At 37.5% G+C, this 17663-nt stretch carries 20 protein-coding genes; 13 read left to right on the top strand and 7 right to left on the bottom strand.

All coding sequences use genetic code 11. The features are described from left to right. Nucleotides 1-150 precede the first annotated feature (150 nt). Complete coding sequence (locus tag M3183_RS25340; protein WP_251474513.1) at nucleotides 151-1032, bottom strand: VanW family protein; 882 nt, start codon at nucleotides 1030-1032, stop codon at nucleotides 151-153. A gap of 184 nt (nucleotides 1033-1216) precedes the next feature. On the opposite strand from M3183_RS25340, the gene M3183_RS25335 reads away from it, so the two are divergent. The 8 genes from M3183_RS25335 (at nucleotide 1217) to M3183_RS25300 (ending at nucleotide 8812) form a co-directional block, all read left to right on the top strand. Continuing rightward, nucleotides 1217-1618: an acyl-CoA thioesterase gene (locus tag M3183_RS25335; RefSeq protein WP_251474510.1), complete on the top strand. Its 402-nt coding sequence runs from the start codon at nucleotides 1217-1219 to the stop codon at nucleotides 1616-1618. 323 nt (nucleotides 1619-1941) lie between these two features. Further along, nucleotides 1942-2643 (top strand): response regulator transcription factor, encoded by a 702-nt coding sequence (locus M3183_RS25330; RefSeq protein ID WP_251474507.1) that lies wholly within the window; start codon nucleotides 1942-1944, stop codon nucleotides 2641-2643. Beyond that, nucleotides 2615-4054 (top strand): sensor histidine kinase, encoded by a 1440-nt coding sequence (locus M3183_RS25325; RefSeq protein ID WP_251474504.1) that lies wholly within the window; start codon nucleotides 2615-2617, stop codon nucleotides 4052-4054. Before M3183_RS25330 ends, M3183_RS25325 begins: the two co-directional genes overlap by 29 nt. Before the next feature lie 158 nt (nucleotides 4055-4212). Further along, entirely contained in the window at nucleotides 4213-5598 is a 1386-nt protein-coding gene (locus M3183_RS25320; RefSeq protein ID WP_311315410.1) for a S1C family serine protease, read from the top strand. 91 nt (nucleotides 5599-5689) lie between these two features. Continuing rightward, entirely contained in the window at nucleotides 5690-6118 is a 429-nt protein-coding gene (locus tag M3183_RS25315) for a cell wall hydrolase (protein ID WP_251474501.1), read from the top strand. Nucleotides 6119-6229: 111 nt separating this feature from the next. Continuing rightward, complete coding sequence (locus M3183_RS25310) at nucleotides 6230-6814, top strand: YitT family protein (RefSeq protein WP_251474499.1); 585 nt, start codon at nucleotides 6230-6232, stop codon at nucleotides 6812-6814. A gap of 92 nt (nucleotides 6815-6906) precedes the next feature. Beyond that, nucleotides 6907-7584 (top strand): response regulator transcription factor, encoded by a 678-nt coding sequence (locus M3183_RS25305; RefSeq protein ID WP_251474495.1) that lies wholly within the window; start codon nucleotides 6907-6909, stop codon nucleotides 7582-7584. Beyond that, nucleotides 7577-8812: a sensor histidine kinase gene (locus M3183_RS25300; protein WP_251474492.1), complete on the top strand. Its 1236-nt coding sequence runs from the start codon at nucleotides 7577-7579 to the stop codon at nucleotides 8810-8812. The genes M3183_RS25305 and M3183_RS25300 overlap by 8 nt, the downstream gene beginning before the upstream one ends. An 11-nt stretch (nucleotides 8813-8823) precedes the next feature. Here M3183_RS25300 and M3183_RS25295 read toward each other — a convergent pair whose 3' ends face one another. From M3183_RS25295 to M3183_RS25280, 4 genes are read right to left on the bottom strand one after another with little or no spacing between them, the layout of a single operon-like run. Beyond that, nucleotides 8824-9387: a ferric reductase-like transmembrane domain-containing protein gene (locus M3183_RS25295; RefSeq protein WP_251474484.1), complete on the bottom strand. Its 564-nt coding sequence runs from the start codon at nucleotides 9385-9387 to the stop codon at nucleotides 8824-8826. A gap of 22 nt (nucleotides 9388-9409) precedes the next feature. Further along, nucleotides 9410-10321: an FAD:protein FMN transferase gene (locus M3183_RS25290; protein ID WP_251474480.1), complete on the bottom strand. Its 912-nt coding sequence runs from the start codon at nucleotides 10319-10321 to the stop codon at nucleotides 9410-9412. Continuing rightward, a complete protein-coding gene (locus M3183_RS25285) occupies nucleotides 10296-10541 on the bottom strand; it encodes a hypothetical protein (protein WP_251474478.1) in 246 nt (81 codons plus the stop codon). Before M3183_RS25285 ends, M3183_RS25290 begins: the two co-directional genes overlap by 26 nt. A 20-nt stretch (nucleotides 10542-10561) precedes the next feature. Further along, complete coding sequence (locus M3183_RS25280; protein ID WP_251474476.1) at nucleotides 10562-11182, bottom strand: copper amine oxidase N-terminal domain-containing protein; 621 nt, start codon at nucleotides 11180-11182, stop codon at nucleotides 10562-10564. Between the two features lie 117 nt (nucleotides 11183-11299). Here M3183_RS25280 and M3183_RS25275 point away from each other — a divergent pair, with 117 nt between their 5' ends. After that, nucleotides 11300-11806 (top strand): mismatch-specific DNA-glycosylase, encoded by a 507-nt coding sequence (locus M3183_RS25275; RefSeq protein WP_251474475.1) that lies wholly within the window; start codon nucleotides 11300-11302, stop codon nucleotides 11804-11806. A gap of 46 nt (nucleotides 11807-11852) precedes the next feature. Here M3183_RS25275 and shc read toward each other — a convergent pair whose 3' ends face one another. Next, the gene (gene shc / locus M3183_RS25270) at nucleotides 11853-13718 is read right to left on the bottom strand and encodes a squalene--hopene cyclase (RefSeq protein WP_251474474.1); all 1866 of its coding nucleotides are present in this window, start codon (nucleotides 13716-13718) and stop codon (nucleotides 11853-11855) included. A 140-nt stretch (nucleotides 13719-13858) separates the two neighbouring features. On the opposite strand from shc, the gene M3183_RS25265 reads away from it, so the two are divergent. From M3183_RS25265 to M3183_RS25250, 4 genes are all read left to right on the top strand, one after another. Continuing rightward, the gene (locus M3183_RS25265; RefSeq protein WP_285881132.1) at nucleotides 13859-14929 is read left to right on the top strand and encodes a DUF2515 domain-containing protein; all 1071 of its coding nucleotides are present in this window, start codon (nucleotides 13859-13861) and stop codon (nucleotides 14927-14929) included. Then, nucleotides 14856-15311: a CBO0543 family protein gene (locus M3183_RS25260; RefSeq protein WP_396953763.1), complete on the top strand. Its 456-nt coding sequence runs from the start codon at nucleotides 14856-14858 to the stop codon at nucleotides 15309-15311. The genes M3183_RS25265 and M3183_RS25260 overlap by 74 nt, the downstream gene beginning before the upstream one ends. Before the next feature lie 235 nt (nucleotides 15312-15546). Next, entirely contained in the window at nucleotides 15547-15987 is a 441-nt protein-coding gene (locus M3183_RS25255) for a peptidylprolyl isomerase (RefSeq protein WP_251474472.1), read from the top strand. 172 nt (nucleotides 15988-16159) lie between these two features. Then, nucleotides 16160-16915, top strand: coding sequence for an exodeoxyribonuclease III (locus M3183_RS25250; RefSeq protein WP_251474471.1), 756 nt, complete (start codon nucleotides 16160-16162; stop codon nucleotides 16913-16915). A gap of 49 nt (nucleotides 16916-16964) precedes the next feature. Here M3183_RS25250 and M3183_RS25245 read toward each other — a convergent pair whose 3' ends face one another. Beyond that, complete coding sequence (locus tag M3183_RS25245; RefSeq protein WP_251474469.1) at nucleotides 16965-17102, bottom strand: hypothetical protein; 138 nt, start codon at nucleotides 17100-17102, stop codon at nucleotides 16965-16967. Between the last annotated feature and the right edge of the window lie 561 nt (nucleotides 17103-17663).

Here is a 17663-nt window from a genome sequence, read left to right as displayed (position 1 = left end):
TGATCACGATTAATCTGTGTATTTTTAGTTAGCATTTCATTCACCTCTTTAAAATCTCTGTAACTCAATTATACAAAAAAAGACTGTCAACAAAACCGAATTTTTTCGATTTTGTCGACAGTCTGAAAAGTCCGCTTTAGCGGACTTTTTTCAATATGGGGCGTTTGGAACTTTATTTGGTTTATAGTGAATTCCCTCCGAAGAGTAAAGGTTGATGATCAGTAAATTTCCCAGTGTTCTAGCACGAATTAAGATGGGCTGCTGGTATTTATTTTTAAATACAAAATCAGGACCGTACCAGCTGACGGTTGCATCCCTTCCAGGTGGAATGTAAGGAACCTTTCGACTGTGAGAAAATCGTTGCACAATGGTCAGGCCTGCATTATCCACGGCATTAAATAATGTGGACGATACTTGACAAATCCCGCCTCCAATATCTTCCGAAAATTCTCCGCGAACAATGACTGGTGCCTTTAAATAGCCTTTTGCTTTTGTCCGTTTACCAACTACTTTATTAAAAGAAAAAGTTTCTTCAGGAAAAACAACAACATTATTTATAGCTTCTGCTGCCAGCTTAATATTAAATGAGCGATTTTTATTACCAGAATTAAACGATGTAATATAGCGGCCAATCCGTTTATTTCGAATATCACTCAAGAGCTCACTATCAACTTTTGGATAAATACTCATCATCGGGATTTCCATACTTGAAGAATTTTGGTTAAAGAAATTGGCATAAATTCTTTCTTTAAAAGTTTCCCGATTTATTTTGTATCCAGCTTCTTCTGATATGATATTTCCTTTATTATCTATGCTCGCATTTTTGGGTTTTAATGAGACCTGTTGATCCAATTGGTCTAAAAAGTGTTGATATTTTTGATCATTAAATAGCGGCAGGTCTGTATATGGATGAAAAAAGTCCAATTGGTTAATGGTTGTTACTGAAACACCATTTTTTGTCAGGGTTATTTCCTTAGTAGCGATGACTGGCTGTACCGCCAGCATAAATGCCATTATCCATGAAAAATTCATAGCCCAATCCTCCTCATTTTAATATTGGTCATTAAATGGCATTTCATGTAATGCGAACAAGAAATCAGTTTGGAAAAAGCAGATAACTATTTGCAGGGGATTTTAATTTTACCCGAATGTTGTGTATAATTACACTTGTCTGAAGATTTAAATTGCGATTTTTACTAGAAAGGTGGAACATCATATGCATGAAATACAAGTGACAGTTCGATTTAGTGAGACAGATGCTCTTGGTCATGTGAATAATACAAGTTATTTTATTTATTTGGAAGAGGCTAGAATACGTTTTTTTGAAAGTCTAGGATTTGGCTTGGATTCAAAAAATTGGAATTATGTTTTGGTATCTGCTAAATGCGATTTTGTCAGCCAAGCTTATTTCAATCAGAAATTATTGATTAAAACATATGTTTCAAAAATAGGCACAAAAAGCTTCCAGCTTGGACATGATATTATTTCAAATGAAACAAAGGAACTAGTTGCCCGCGGGAATGTTGTAATGGTCTATTTCAATTTTGAACAACAAAAGAGTGAACCGCTTCCGGATTTATTAAAGAATGCCCTGCAAAACTTTTTGGTCCATTCGTAAACATCGGTATTTATGAAAGGTCCTGAGTACTCAGGGCTTTTTTTTGTATACAGTATGATTGTCGGGGATGGGATATAGACTTTTAATAGATGCTGGCGTACTTCCATCATGCGCAGGTGGATTCAAGGTCTAATACGTGTTCTGCGGGAGTAAGGGTCTAAGGATAGCGAAATGTAATGCAATACTAATTAACAGCAATTTTAACAAAGCCTATTTATGAAAAATCTATTAATAAACTGTTAAGAAATAGGTATATTCTTTGCTATCGTTTAAAATTTGTATACACTAGTACTATAAAGGTTTGTTTCAGGAGTTGATGAACTTTGAAAATATTAGTGATAGAAGATAATAAAAGTGTTTGTTCCATGATTGAGATGTTTTTTGCCAAAGAAGGCATTGAAGGGGTATTCGTAAATGATGGATCAGCAGGATATCAGCGGTTTAAAAGCGGTTCTTGGGATGCACTTATAGTAGATTGGATGCTTCCTGGAATGGACGGGGTATCAATCTGCAGGAAATTAAGGGAAGAAGGGTTTACAGTTCCTATTATTATGTTAACTGCGAAGGATAGCGAATCTGACCAAGTATTAGGACTTGAAATGGGAGCTGATGATTACGTTACTAAGCCATTTAGTCCGCTGACGTTGATGGCAAGGATAAAAGCAGTTACCCGCCGTTATCAGACACAAGTCCCAAAAGAGATGGATGGCATTCTGCAGACAGAGCATTTTAAAATAAATAAAACAACCAGGGAAGTAATAGTCGATGGAACATCTATTACCAATCTAACTCCCAAAGAATTTGATTTGCTTTATTATTTGGTTGAACATCCACGACAGGTTTTCTCAAGAGAACAACTGCTTGAAAGTGTATGGGGATATCAATACTATGGTGATGAAAGAACTGTGGACGTTCATATTAAGCGGTTAAGGAAAAAGGTAGAAATATCATCGCAAACATTCTTTCACACTGTCTGGGGAGTAGGGTATAAGTTCGATGACACAACGAAAGCCACTGAAATTTAAGTATTTTTATCAGCAGTTTTTCAGTCATATTAGTATTATTATTGTTGCATTTCTGCTGTTAAGCCTTCTATTTGCGCATTATCTTGAAAATCTTGTTTACGAAAACAAATCGGATGAGCTTATATCGTATGGTAAAGCCATCCTGTCAGATATTAAACAATCACCGCTTGCATCTGATCAAATTATTGACCAATACAGTGATGTTTTAGCTGCAAGAAAAATGAGTTTCAGTTTATTTGACCGGGACGGGAAACTTTATTTGGTTAATAACCGTGGACCGGCAATTAGTAATCTGCCGCGAAAAGACTGGGAAAAGGTTAAAAAGGGACAGACGATTGTGGTTCAAAGTGATTATAAAAGTTTTGATCAGGACGGAGTAACCTTTGTTGTTTTGCCTTACTTAAATAAAGGCAGATTCTATGGGGGAATCCTTTTAACATCACCCATCAGCGGGCCTATTGAGATGATTCGCCGAATAAATGAAATCTTACTGTATACTATCCTGATTGCCTTTGCTGTTTCTTTTTTGCAAAGCTGGTATTTGTCACAAATTCATGTAAGAAGAATTCAAAGACTCAGGAAGGCAGCATCTCTTGTCTCAGCAGGGCACTTTAATGTACATGTTCCATCCTCCAATTACGATGAAATTGGGGAGTTGGCTAACGATTTTAACAATATGGTAGAAAAAATTAATAATTCTATGCTGGAAATTGAAAGCCTGGAAAATCGCAGGCGGCAATTTATGGCTGATGTATCACATGAGATGCGGACACCACTTACAACCATCAGCGGTGTGATTGAAGGGTTGAAAAATAATATGATCCCTGAAAAGGATAAGGAAAGAGGAATTAATCTTGTCAGCCAGGAAGCAAAGAGATTGATTAGACTTGTAAATGAAAACCTCGATTATGAAAAAATCCGCTCTAATCAAATTCAATTATTAAAAGAGGAGATTCAGGTATCCGAAATACTTGAAATTATACAGGAACATTTATATTTACAGGCTGAAGAGAAAAAAAATCAAATTAAAGTTGAATCACCACCCGATTTAAATATTTATGCAGATTATGATCGAATTATCCAAATCCTCATTAATATTACGAAAAATAGTATTCAGTTTACCTCTGACGGCATTATCTGGCTAAGGGGAAGATCAGAAAAAAACAGGGTTGTTATCGAAATTGAAGATACCGGTATCGGAATTGATGCAGCTGAAGTGGAGAAAATATGGCAGCGATTTTATAAAGCAGATATTTCTAGAACAAGCAATCCTTATGGTGAGTTTGGCCTGGGTCTATCTATCGTGAAACAGTTAGTCCATCTTCATAATGGAGAAATCAATGTCTATAGCGAAAAAGGAAAAGGAACCAAATTTATTATTACATTCCCTATTCAATCTAATGACAAGTAAGCTGTGGTTAAGTATTCCGCAGCTTTTTTTGATTTCAATTTATTTTTCTTGAATTTTTCCAAATCCCGTTAAAAATTGTTCACAGTTTTTTAATATTTGTTGGCTAAAGTAAAAGTAAGGATGAAAATAAATAATTGCTTTGTAGGAGTTGAGCAAACATGGACGAAAAAGAGCGGTTTGAACAAGAAAATTCCATTGATATGTCCATACCGGCAAATTCTGCAGGTAACCCAAATAATGGAGGAGGCGATGAAAGATTTTCAAATGATGAACCAATGTCAGAGTTTTTTCAAGAAGAAAAACATGTAAATGATTTCAAAATGGAAGATACGAAAAACAGTAGTCAAAAGGATTCGAAAAGAAACGGCAATATGAAGAAGAATGTGAAAGGATTTGCTTCAACACTCGCTGCGGGTGTCATTGGATCTGTCCTAACGTTAACCATTCTTCCTCATACTGATTATGTAAAGAACTTTCAGCCGCAGGCGGAAGAGCAGCCTGTACAGGTACAGCAGGACAATGCTCAAGTAAAACCTGTTTCAGCAACAGTATCTGGCAGCAGTTCAATTGCTGATACTGTTGAGAAAATTTCTAAAGCCATTGTCGGTATTGAGAATTACCAGCAGCAGCAAAGTGTCGACTTTTTTGGGAATAAGGGGCCTTCCCAAAGTGTTGAGCAAGGTTCAGGCTCCGGAGTGATTTTTGAGAAGGAAAACGGATATGCTTATATAGTGACCAATAATCATGTTGTGGAAGGTGCCACAAAATTGGAAGTTTCATTATATGATGGTACTAAAACAAAAGCAACTCTGGTTGGAACAGATGCATTAACAGATTTAGCTGTATTAAAGATTGATGGAAAAAATGTCACTGCTACGGCGAAATTTGGAGATTCTAATTCACTACGGCCAGGGGATCAGGTATATGCAATTGGCAACCCGCTGGGATTAGATTTATCTAGAACGGTTACCCAGGGGATTGTCAGTGCGACAAATCGAAGTATTTCAGTTCCTACATCTGCAGGAAACTGGGAAACAACGGTTATTCAGACGGATGCCGCGATTAATCCGGGTAATAGCGGCGGTGCCCTAATTAATCCACAAGGACGGGTAGTCGGAATTAATAGTATGAAAATTGCTGAAAGCGGCGTGGAAGGTTTAGGATTTGCCATTCCAAGCAATGATGTGATCCCTATTGTTAACGAATTAATAAAGAATGGGAAAATTGAGCGCCCATACTTAGGAATAGGGCTGGCTGACTTACAGGAAGTCCCGCAAATTTATTGGGGAGATCTTCCCAATGATGTGACAAAAGGTGTAATTGTCATGAATATTGATCAAAATTCTGCTGCAGCCCGTGCTGGATTTAAACCAAAGGATGTAATTGTTTCGATGGATGGTAAAAAAATAGAAAATTCATCTGAATTAAGAAAATATTTATATACAAAAGCAAAAGTTGGAGATCAAATTAAATTTGAAGTATACCGTGACGGCAAATTGAAAACTTTAACTGTCACATTAACCAATAAGCGGACCACGGAATAACGTTGATTTAACGGATATTTAAGGAAATTCACGATCAACACAAACCTCCATACGAATATAAATATAGGGCAGTAATGATGGAGGTGGCTTAATGGCAGTAGTGAAAGCAAGGAAATCGGATATTGACCTTTTGGCCCGGCTGTTGAGGGCAGAGGCAGAGGGTGAGGGAGATTTAGGGATGCTTCTCGTCGGCAACGTAGGAATTAACAGAATACGGGCAAATTGTTCTGATTTTAAAGGACTTCGTTCTATTCCAGATATGGTTTACCAACCACATGCATTCGAGGCAGTTCAAAAAGGGTATTTCTATCAAAAGCCAAGAGAGTCAGAAAGGCGCCTTGCACGAAAAGTGGTGAATGGTGAGAGGTATTGGCCGGCAAAATTCAGCCTATGGTATTTTAAACCAGAAGGCAATTGTCCCTCAACCTGGTATAACCAGCCATTTGTTTCACGCTACAAACTTCACTGTTTTTATGAACCAACTGGTGAAGAATGTGCAAATGTCTATAATACGTATTAAGGCCTAATAAATAGAACCGTAAAGTTTATGGTTCTATTTATTTTTGGTTGGATAAAGTCCATTTACCTATCATATATGTATATAAAGGAAAATGGACAAGGGATGGTCAATATGCTTAAAAAAATAGCAGTAATCGGCTTTGGCAGTACAATGATTGGAATTGGCATCAATGGATTTATTCTTCCATTTCATTTAATAAATGGGGGATTTTTTGGCATCAGTCTTTTGTTAAATTACATGTGGGGGTTAAAAGCTGGAATCACATTTATTTTCTTAAATATCCCTGTATATTTATTTGCTTATAAAAATAACCCAGTTTATTTTTACAATGGTTTAATGGGAGCAATCATATGCGGAATCATGATGGAAATGTGGATGCCATTAAATGGGACAATTCACATGCCGATTATGAGCAGTATTATCCTGGGTGGGATTATCATAGGACTTGGAGTCGGGGTCATGCTTCGAAGTCATATCAGCCCCGGAGGCATGGATTTACTAGCATTACTGCTTGCTAAATGGTCTAAAATTAATGTGGGTGTGATCTTGTTTGCCGCCGATGCCATCATCATTACACTCGGCCTGCTTTTCCTTCAAGAGGCAAGGCTGCTATATTCTCTCGTGATTGTCTCAATTGTTGGTCTGCTGGCCAGCATAATTACTTCATTCAAAGGAATCCAAATTTTTGTCGATTAGAAATTCATTTGTTCAAGGGAAATTCACTAATATTTCAGACAACCCTGCTATTATGAAGGTAGCAGGGATTTTTTTGAAATGAGGGATTAATTGTGAATATACTGCTGGCTGAAGACGATGTAAGACTTGGAAAACTAATGTCTCGGTTGCTGCAAAATGAATTTCATGTGGTTGTATGGGTGAAGAATGGAAAAGAAGCCTACCATCATGCTCTTCTCACGGATTTTGACGTCATTATTTTAGACTGGATGCTGCCCGGTGAAAGCGGACTGTCTGTTTGCAAAAGGCTGAGGGAAAAGGGGAATCAATGCGGTATTTTATTTGTTACAGCCAAGGACACAAATAAGGATATCATTACGGGTTTGGATACGGGGGCAGATGATTATATTGTAAAACCTTTTGAGTTTAATGAATTGTCTGCAAGGATTCGTGCAATTAGCCGCAGAAAAGAAAAACCATTAGAAGAAGTCATTTGTTTTGATGATCTTATTCTTAATCTTACCAGCCATGAATTAAAAAGAAATGGTACTATCATTGAATTAACAAAAAAAGAATACCAGCTACTCGAATTACTGCTAAGAAATCGTAATCATATTATGACTAGGGATGTTCTATTTGAGAAGCTTTGGGGATATGACAGCGAGGTTTCGGACAATGCGCTGGATGCATTGGTAAAGTTAGTCCGAAGAAAAGTTGATTTGCCGGAGAAGCCGTCATTAATTCAAAATGTCAGAGGAATTGGCTACAAAGTGAGAGCCGCCGATGTTTAATAAAGTAAAGACACGTTTAACAGTCTTATATACCATCTCTCTAGTTTTATTGTTGTTTTCGTTTATAGGGATTTTATATTTTTTGATTTCTCATGAAATTAATGATAAGGAAATAGAAGAGTTAAAAAGTTATTTTATAAAGGAACAGGATGATTTTTATGAAGATTTGTATGAAGAAAATCATCATGGTCTGAAAAATGACCACGAACGAACCATATTCTATTATTTATTTGATAAGTCAGGCACCTTTATCTCCGGAAAAGAGGCAAATGAAGGATTTTTACAATGGATAGATAATAATTTTAAGATAAAAACTATGCCAGATAATATTAGGGTGAATAAGGGCTCCAGGCATTTTCTGCTAATGAAACAGAGTTTGGGAACAAATGGTTTCATTCTTCTTGGTAAGGAAATCACAGCTGAAAAGCATCTGATTGAGAAAATGACGTGGATTTTATTTGTTCTGACAATCTTATTTAGCTTGATTTTTGCTTTATTAGGTTATTATTTTGCGGGACAGGCGATGAAACCGATACGACGGGCATTTGAAAAACAGGAAAAGTTTGTTTCTGATGCTTCACATGAATTGCGTACTCCAATAAGTATATTTTACAGTTCCGTAGACTTGTTAATGACGGAAGAGAAAGACCATTTGAGTCCAATTGGACGTGAAGTTCTTTATGATGTTAAACAGGAAGCCATGTTAATGAATAAACTGGTTAATGATTTATTGGAATTAGCTAGAAGTGACAAAAATCAACTAAATTTTGTGATAAAAGAGGTTAATCTTTCTGAATTGTTAACAGGGGTTTTTACTCGTTTTTTACGAAAAAAGCCAATCCAAATAGAATTTGAACAGGAAATTCAACAGGGAATCATCTATCCCTGTGATGAAGTAAGGATACAGCAATTAATTTATATATTATTAGATAATGCTTTCCGTTTTACTAAAGCGGGTAAAGTCACCCTAGGGTTAGAGGCTGCGAATGGAACAATTGTTATAAAGATACTTGACACAGGATGCGGAATTGCTTCAGAGGATTTGCCATATATTTTTGACCGTTTTTACAGGGCAGATCAAATGAGGGAAAAAGGAGGGGCCGGGCTAGGACTCTCAATTGCGAAAATAATTGCAGAAGGAAATGGTGGAAAAATTACTGCTGCCAGTAAAGTTGGGGCTGGCAGTGTATTTACCATTACTTTCAAACAAGAAAAAGGCAGCTCCTGATGCTGCCTGCTTTATTTTGCCGGCCTTTGCCGGTCTGATGCATGTTTGGCCAAGGCTGAAGCCAAAAGCGCAAGGATCCCTAATATCAATACAACAGTGATTCCAATTACGTAAAGTAATAGTGCCCAGGGTTCCGTAGAATCTGTGCCAATTCCAATACCATGTATGATCATCAGTGCCCAAGCAGGGATGACAGTATAATGAAGTCTGTGCCATTTTTTTCTGCCAAGCTTTTTCATGAATAAATCTGAAGAAGCAATAACTAGAAAAAACATATAAAATGATAGAGTTCCTAACGCGGATAAAATTGGTTCATTTTTGGCTGCAAACGGGATAAAAAGTTCTTGTAATGAGTAAGGTACATATTGGTCCTGCCAGATTAGCACAATATGAAACAAAATGGTTAATAATCCAAACCAGCCGGCTGATTGATGAAAAGTTATTAATGAGGCTTTCTTTTTTTTCATGATTGAAAAAGAGCTCAATAAACCGGCTGCTAGGGATATTGTTAAAAGATAATAAGCAAGAAAACCTGATGTGCGAATAAGCGACCAGATAGAAAAGTATTCGTTCATACCTTTTCACCGCCTGCTTGTTTTATTTTTCCTCCTTCGTGACCAGTATGTAGGAATAGTTCGGATGGATGGTATTCAGTAATTTGTCTAATTCTTGACCGCCTGCCATAAAGCATAACTTTGCCATCACTTCTGCATCCACACAGCTTTCCGTTATGGCTGTAGCTTGAATAATGTTAGTTTTCACAGGCTCCCCTGTTTTCCCGTTTAGCAGATGGTGTTTTTCCTGTTGCCCTTGATACCAGCTGCGATAAAGAATATTAGAGGTAGCAATAGCCCCGTTTTTGATACGAAACATACCAATATCAAGCTCTGTTTGAATGGGGTGGGCAATCGAGATTCTCCATTCTTTATCGTTTTTTGACCAAACAGATATATCCCCGCCGCCATCTACCATTCCAGCTGGAGATCTGCCTTGTTCTTTTAACCAGTTTGCTGCTGCCTGCACTACATAACCTTTTGCGATACCGCCAAGATCCAGCTGGCCCTCGGTAAGGCGCTTAACTTTTTGTGTATGCATATTAAGGCTGAATGGGCATTTTTCTATTGAATAAACAGGAGGTATTTTAACATCCATTTCTTCGCTTGTTTGAAATGGAAATGAACGGTTATAGCCGTGAAACTCCATCTGTGGTAATAAATAGGGTGAAAAGAAGCCATTAGTTTTTTTTCGATATTCTTCGGCCCGAATAAGAAGATCAAAAAGAGGAGGGGAAACCGGTGCCTCTTTGCCATCCTCTAATTGATTCACTTTCGATAATTCATTACCCTGCTTGAACCGTGACCATTCCTCCTCAACATAAAATATCCAGTCTACTATGATTTGCTTCCAGTTTTTAATCTTGCAATCATACGCAACGATAAAAAAGGAGGTATTCATAGCATCAATTCTTACAGTCTCCGGACTATTACGATCTTCTTGTTTGGCGATCACTTTGTTCAGCCCCTCTGGTTAAAGCTCCATCATTTATGTCGAAGTTAGTCCAATCCAGTTCCACAAGTTTTTTCTCCTCTTTACTCATTGAGTTTGTAGAAATACTTGGCGGGTCCATAACATTGGGGTTCTGATTAGCCCCCGCCTGACTGATAACGAAGGCCGATAATGCAGTTCCACTTAACCCAATCACCCATTTTGCGTTTTTAGATTTTGCCAATTCAATCACCCTTCTTTACTTTATAAAGATTGTAAAACGATTGCTTTTTTTGCTTCATTCCATGTAACCCGATATCCAAGAGCATTTGCTGCTGCTGATAGCGGCAGATATATGGAATTTTCATAGGCTTCAGCCTGAGTGGGCATAGGTGTTTTAATCTTGTTTTCATAAACGGCATTCGATCCGGCCCTGACAATCAGCTCCAAATCACCTTTCGTTAATTGACAAATTTTACTTGTTGGGTAAAAAATAAATTCTGCCCCTAAAACTTTGGCAATTGCTTCTCCCGAGACAAGCAGCTGTCCATCTTTTGGAATAAAGTAAATCATCTTTTCTTGATTCCCGATAAAAACCATTAATTCTCCCGGCGCCTCAATTGGTAAGCTGGTATCGGGATTGTTTACGGGTTCTCTGGACCAAATATTCCAATAGTCTGGTTGTTGTGAAAGTTGAATATTCCTTTGTTCTTCCCATCCTCCCTCATCGTCACTCTTATGGTCATCGTCTTCATGATTTTTAAAATAGTATTCTTGTTTTTCATCGTCGTCATCATCATGGTCATCGGCGATAACGCTTGTTCCGGTTGAAAGCAGCATGACTAATAACACGAAAGAAGACAGCCATTTTTTTGACATTTTCATTTACAAAATCCCTCCAACATAACTTTATATTTGGAGTGTAGCCTTCCACTCTGAAAGGAAACTGAAAAGATGTGGTAAAATAAAAAAAGTTGTATTTTTTTAGAAAGGAAATAGACGATGAAAGAGGTAAATGACCGTATAAAAGAAAATTTGAAGATTTTATTTGTCGGTTTTAATCCAAGTATCCGTTCTAGTGAAACCGGACATCATTTTGCTAATCCGAATAATCGTTTTTGGCGGATCCTTTTTGAGGCAGGACTGACTTCGAGAAAGCTTACGGCTGCTGAAGATGACATGCTTTTAGATTTAGATATGGGAATCACGAACATTGTGGCACGGCCAACCAAGGCAGCAGATGAAATCACAAAAGAAGAATACAGGCAGGGAAGAGAAATATTAAAACAAAAAATTTCACGTTTAAAGCCGAAAATTGTTTGCTATGTTGGAAAGGGAGTATATTTGCAATTTAGCGGGAGAAAGGCCGCACCATGGGGAGTACAAGAAGAAGCGGTTGTTCCCGGAACAATTGATTTTGCTGCCCCGTCTTCAAGTGGATTAGTAAGAATGAAGCTGGATGAAATGGTGGCCATATATAAGGGTCTTGTTAAAATTACAATAAAATGATGGTTAAATGAAAAATCGACGGGAATGACCGTCGATTTGTTTTTTGCTAGATATTAAATTTCTTATGATAGTGGGCCAGTGTAAGAAGAGGAAAAATGTAGCGATAACTATGGTAATGAATATAAAAGGCCCCGCCCATCCCCTGTCCTTTGGGGTAATCCATTGTCCAGTCTTCTTTGCCAACCGAATGGACTAAATAATTGATTCCACGCTGTATTTCAGCAGTGGGGTGATTTGAAGCTATAATTAAAGAATCCAATGCCCATGCGGTGTGAACGATTGTGCTTGAGCCGAGAGGGATATATTTATTTTGTGTATCACTGTGGCATGATTCTCCCCATCCGCCATCCTTGTTTTGAATACGACGTAACCAATCCAGTCCTTTTTGAACAGCTGTGTCACTTCTGGAAACACCTGCTGCAGAAAGACCGGTAATAGCTGCCCACGTTCCGTAGATATAACATATTCCCCAGCGGCCATACCAGGAGCCGTCATTTTTTTGATCCCTTCGCAGCCATCTTATCCCTTTTTTAATAGACGGATGATTCTGGGGAAGATTTGTATAATTCCCGAAAAACTCAAGTGTTCTGCCGGTAAGGTCGGCACAAGACGGGTCCATCAGCAAAAATTTGGCTTTTTCAAGCGGAAGATATTCTACTAATTTGGAATCTGCATTTTTTTCAAATGCCGGCCATCCGCCATCATCATTTTGCATAGAAATAGTCCAGCTGATCCCCCGTTCCCAGGAGTCATTCTCAGGGGGAACGATACGCGAAATAGACCTGAGGGATGCGGTCGTATCATCAACATCCGGAAGCCTTGTATCGATATTGGAAAAACCCCATCCCCCTGGCAAACTATTAGGATTATGAATGACCCAATCTCCAAATTTATGCTGCTGCCGGCTGAGAAGATAGCGATTGGCATTTGCTGCAATAGGGTCTTCGGGAGAAACACCGGCAGATTGCAGGGCATATCCAATTAGTGAAGTATTCCAAACATCAGCAGTTGTATACTGCATATGGGGCAGACCATTAATCTCACACTTCATTGATTTTATCCCTGCCACGGCATTTGTGATAAGGGTATCAGTTTTCTTATACCCTAGGGATAGTAAGGCGAAAATCATTAAAAAGGTACAGCTGTAATAACTGTAAAGAGTACCATCTGGCTCAATCCGGCCAAGCATATATTTTTTGGCACGGTCAATGGCTAATCGGTGCAGCTCATCAGGAAGACCAACCAGGCTTTTGATTCCGTTTTCTAAAAAGGATAAAAAGGAACGCCATTCATTGGAACGAATCCAAGAATCTTCTTCAAATCGATTCAAATATAAATCGGATAAGTCGGGGGATTTCTTTGTTTTCAGCGAAAACTCTTTTGCGGCCAGAATCATGATAGGAGCAATGTTTGCCCTGCCAAACACGGAAAATGAATAGAAATTAACAGGAAAATCAGCCGGCAGCAGAATCAGTTCAACAGGCATGGGGGTAACATCAGGCCATTGATACTGCCCGGTTATTGCAAGGATAATCTTCGTAAAGGTGCTTACTTCCCTTAATCCGCCATGGGCTAAAACAAACTTTTTTGCAGCTCTTAATCGTTTGTCTTCTTTAGCGTAATATCCTGAATACAACAAGGCATAATAGGCCTCCAAAGTAGCGGATACATTACCGTCACCTTCATCATAAAATAATTTCCAGGCGCCGTTTTTCTCTTGCTGATTTAAAATTCTTCTGCACAATCCTTGAATTAATTCTTCATCATGTAACTCTAAAGTACGTAATAATATGATCATATAAGCATCCGTAGAAATGCCTGTATCAAATGGATAATCCCATGAGCCGTCGGGAGACTGGTCATTTCTTAAAATGTCAATAATCCAATCCATACTTTTCTTGATATCAGCCATCTCTTTTCACTTCCTCTTCCCAAAATATCCCTAGGCTATACATATTCCATTTGTGCAAGGCCCATTCATTAGGGAGGTGGTTTGTTATTTTTTTTACAAGAAATCGTGAAAAGACACCGCTTGAGCATATCCGTGACGAATTGAAAAAAAAGATCAAAAATCCCTTTCAAACCTCCCACCATTTAACATTACAGGACCGCAGGCTATTAGAAAAAATAAGAGCAGAAACAGAGGAACATAATATAAACAATGTGATGCGGACTAAAGCCTATTTAGATTTCTATCTTCGTTATCCCGAATTAGAATGGGCATTCTTGGGGCATATGGTATCACGTAATGGCGGCTGGAATATGACTGATTTGAAGGGGGAATTCTTAACTAAGCTTCTTTCAAAAAAGGAAAGGAATTCGTTTTTTCAGTTTTTGGAACGCGGCAATTGGCTGATATTTCAAGATATCTATCCACAATTCCTATTATACGAGGAGAGCTTGAAACGGAATCAGCCATTGTTTTATCTCTTAACCTATCTAAATGTTTCAACATTCATGGAAACAATCTGGAATTATTTTTGGAAATACCGAGATACGTATATTTTGTGTATCGCACTTGTTATAAATGAACAAAGCTATTTGGAGAAACGAGTGATTCAACATCCGTTTTACCAAAAAGAAGTGTTAAATAAATTAGAGTTTTTACTACAAGATTTGTTTTCGTTTAATAACATCCTCTTTCCATATGATGAAGGAAAATTGGCCGGGCAGACCATGCATCATTTCGAATCATTACACGAACGGATTTTGCTCGGAAAAAGGTTATATTCTATTCTTTTTCATAATAAAGATTTTCTAAGACAAGTTGTTGATTGGGCGAAAAAGCATCCACATACAGGATCAAGAAAAGATTTCTGGCCCCAAATTTTTAATGATGTGAAGGAGGGGTTTCCTGGGTCTATCTATCCGATTAGGTTAAAATCATGCAGGTTAAGAAAGGGGGCAAAAAGATTTTACAGTCCAAGCTTGAAAAATGCTTGGAAAAATGTGATTCAGCCGGATGCGGAAAAGGGAGATTGGTTTGAAAACCATCGAGTGGCCGATTACTTAGCGGCCGATACGATTGTCATGGATGGGGAGATAAAGAATGAATACTGCAAAACACTTGAGCGGCTCGAAATTGCAGCCTTGGCGAAAAAACCGGTTAACTTTTTGGAATAAAAAGTATATAAGCAGTGCGCTTTTGGCAGTAATTTTAGGGACTTATTTAGATCATACTTTGGTTGAATTGGGTTTATATGAATTCCCATTACGGCCGTTCCCAAAGGTTTATTCAGTCAATATTATTTTTACATTAATTGTATTGCCCATATGTATCATGATTTTTGTACATTTGACTTCACAAGTAAATAAATGGGGAAGAAAAGGAATCATCCTATTTGTCAGCCTGCTGGTGCCGATTCTTGAAAAATTGGCAGAAGAGCTGGGATTCTTTGTTCATTCGGACAGCTGGCAGCATATTTATTCTTTCTTTGGATATTTGTTGTTTCTTGTCATTATTGATGGGTTTCAACAGTGGGCGGGGAAAATACGAAATCATTAAGAAAGCCGGGGCGATGGCCGCGGCTTTAGCGTGTTATTAGATGGATGGGAGGGAGGTTCTGCCCGTCCGTACAGTGGTTAAGTGTCCCGCAACAAGCGAAATGTTCAGGCAGAACCACCCTCATTTTTATATTACCACTTGTTGTAGGAAATTATGACCGAAAAAGGGAATTTACTTTCTTTTCTTTTTGTAAAAGTGTATGATAAAAATGATTTTTACATAAGGAGTGGATAATATGGCTAAAAAAGGATACATATTGATGGAAAACGGTGAAAAAATTGAATTTGATTTATTTCCAAATGAAGCACCTGGAACAGTTGCGAATTTTGAAAAATTAGCTAATGAAGGTTTTTATGATGGAGTCATTTTCCACCGTGTCATTCCTGGATTTGTAAGCCAAGGAGGAGATCCGACAGGAACTGGTATGGGCGGCCCTGGTTATACAATTAAGTGCGAAACAGAAGGAAATCCGCATAAACATATACCTGGTTCACTCTCAATGGCACATGCAGGTAGAGACACAGGTGGCAGCCAATTCTTCATTGTACATGAATCACAACCTCATCTGGACGGTGTTCACACAGTATTTGGACAAGTCACATCTGGTTTAGAGACAGCTAGGAATATGAGAAATGGCGATAAAATGGCAGAAGTTAAAGTTTTTGATGCTGAATAACATGAAACTTCAATCCAGCAGGGGTTATTTAACCCGTTAATGCAGGATAAATAGTTAGAGGGCTAATTCGTATTAGCTCTCTTTTTTTGGTAATTCATGCGAATTACTTTTAACCTTTTTCTATAACTGGTACAATGATTTCTATCAAACTATTGATAAGAAGAGGATAACGATGAAATTAGTATCATGGAATGTCAATGGCCTTAGGGCATGTGTAAAAAAAGGCTTTTTGGATTATTTTTCTGAAGTAGATGCTGATATTTTCTGTGTTCAGGAAACTAAATTACAGGAAGGGCAAATTCAGCTTGAACTAGATGGATATCATCAATATTGGAATTATGCTGTCAAGAAAGGGTATTCCGGAACGGCTGTATTTTCAAAGGTTAAGCCATTATCTGTTCGGTATGGAGTAGGACAAGATGACTCAGAAGAAGAGGGAAGAATTCTAACTTTAGAATTTAATGATTTTATTCTTGTAAACGTTTATACCCCGAACTCCCAGCGTGACTTAGCAAGATTGAGTTATCGTATCAAGTGGGAAGACAGAATAAGAGATTATCTTAAGGGATTAGCACTACATAAACCTGTTGTTCTTTGCGGTGATTTAAATGTTGCTTATAAGGAAATTGATTTGCGTAATGCAAAATCAAACATGGGTAATTCAGGATTTACGGATGAGGAACGTGGTAAAATGACTGAGCTTCTTCAAGCAGGATTTGTTGACAGCTTCCGTCATTTTTATCCTGACCGAGAAGGAGCATATACTTGGTGGTCTTATATGAATAAGGTTAGAGAACGGAACATTGGGTGGCGTATTGATTATTTCATTGTTTCAAAAGACTTCTGCAATCGTCTGAAAAATGCTGAGATTCATTCCGAAGTAATGGGAAGCGATCATTGCCCGGTTGTCCTGGAATTTGATAAATAAATTTTGATGAACCCTTTACAAAAATGTCTTATTGTAAAGGGTTATTTTTTTAAATTTCATTTAAAGCGGTCCCGATTTCATCAAACTCAGGGGTTCTTTCCGTATCAGTTGAAAAATCATCCTTTTCTTGTTCGATTTGATTTACTAAACTTTTTTCTTCACCTTTTTTAATCTGCTGAAAAGCCACTTTTTTACCATCTCCTTTTATGAAAAGTATGAAAATATTTTTTCCTATAAAATCCAAACTAAATCATTTTATTTTTAAAATATTAATTGTATAAGCTTGAAGTGTATGAAAAATAAACAAAATTTAAGTCTGGTAAGAATTCATTAATATTGTTTTTTAATGAAAAAGGTGAAGAAAAGCGGATGGATTCACAATCCTTTTTCTTAAAAGTAACAGTTGACTAATATAAAAATGGGGAGTAATGTATGTAATGTCTTCGTTACATAATGCTTAAACTTGATAAATGTTCATTCATTTAAGTAATGTTGACAGCAATAAAATGTTATGCTAAAATAACTTTTGTTGCTGATTGATAGATTAATAGATTGTTCTTTGAAAACTAAACAAACAAAAACGTCAACAAACAATAATCATTCATTTCTTAAATGAGATGAAGCCAACGTAAATTTTATGAGCTAATCAACTCAACTTTTTCCCGTATTAACATGCAGTAATATCCTTTCGGATAAACTGCCTGTAAATACCCGATTGGTTCGACTAACCATCGCAGGAAAAACATTC

It is taken from the genome of Neobacillus mesonae (genome assembly GCF_023715155.1).
Classification (GTDB): Bacteria; Bacillota; Bacilli; order Bacillales; family Cytobacillaceae; genus Neobacillus; species Neobacillus mesonae_A.
This window is presented reverse-complemented; position numbering and strand designations above follow the sequence as displayed.

What these genes read in the sequence shown, in the direction of transcription:
- M3183_RS25250 (WP_251474471.1), top strand. Translation starts at nt 16,160, where the DNA reads ATGAAATTAGTATCATGGAATGTCAATGGCCTTAGGGCATGTGTAAAA.
- M3183_RS25280 (WP_251474476.1), bottom strand. Translation starts at nt 11,182, where the DNA reads ATGAAAATGTCAAAAAAATGGCTGTCTTCTTTCGTGTTATTAGTCATG.
- M3183_RS25310 (WP_251474499.1), top strand. Translation starts at nt 6,230, where the DNA reads ATGCTTAAAAAAATAGCAGTAATCGGCTTTGGCAGTACAATGATTGGA.
- M3183_RS25260 (WP_396953763.1), top strand. Translation starts at nt 14,856, where the DNA reads ATGAATACTGCAAAACACTTGAGCGGCTCGAAATTGCAGCCTTGGCGA.
- M3183_RS25295 (WP_251474484.1), bottom strand. Translation starts at nt 9,387, where the DNA reads ATGAACGAATACTTTTCTATCTGGTCGCTTATTCGCACATCAGGTTTT.
- M3183_RS25255 (WP_251474472.1), top strand. Translation starts at nt 15,547, where the DNA reads ATGGCTAAAAAAGGATACATATTGATGGAAAACGGTGAAAAAATTGAA.
- M3183_RS25340 (WP_251474513.1), bottom strand. Translation starts at nt 1,032, where the DNA reads ATGAATTTTTCATGGATAATGGCATTTATGCTGGCGGTACAGCCAGTC.
- shc (WP_251474474.1), bottom strand. Translation starts at nt 13,718, where the DNA reads ATGGCTGATATCAAGAAAAGTATGGATTGGATTATTGACATTTTAAGA.
- M3183_RS25335 (WP_251474510.1), top strand. Translation starts at nt 1,217, where the DNA reads ATGCATGAAATACAAGTGACAGTTCGATTTAGTGAGACAGATGCTCTT.
- M3183_RS25275 (WP_251474475.1), top strand. Translation starts at nt 11,300, where the DNA reads ATGAAAGAGGTAAATGACCGTATAAAAGAAAATTTGAAGATTTTATTT.
- M3183_RS25325 (WP_251474504.1), top strand. Translation starts at nt 2,615, where the DNA reads ATGACACAACGAAAGCCACTGAAATTTAAGTATTTTTATCAGCAGTTT.
- M3183_RS25315 (WP_251474501.1), top strand. Translation starts at nt 5,690, where the DNA reads ATGGCAGTAGTGAAAGCAAGGAAATCGGATATTGACCTTTTGGCCCGG.
- M3183_RS25320 (WP_311315410.1), top strand. Translation starts at nt 4,213, where the DNA reads ATGGACGAAAAAGAGCGGTTTGAACAAGAAAATTCCATTGATATGTCC.
- M3183_RS25300 (WP_251474492.1), top strand. Translation starts at nt 7,577, where the DNA reads ATGTTTAATAAAGTAAAGACACGTTTAACAGTCTTATATACCATCTCT.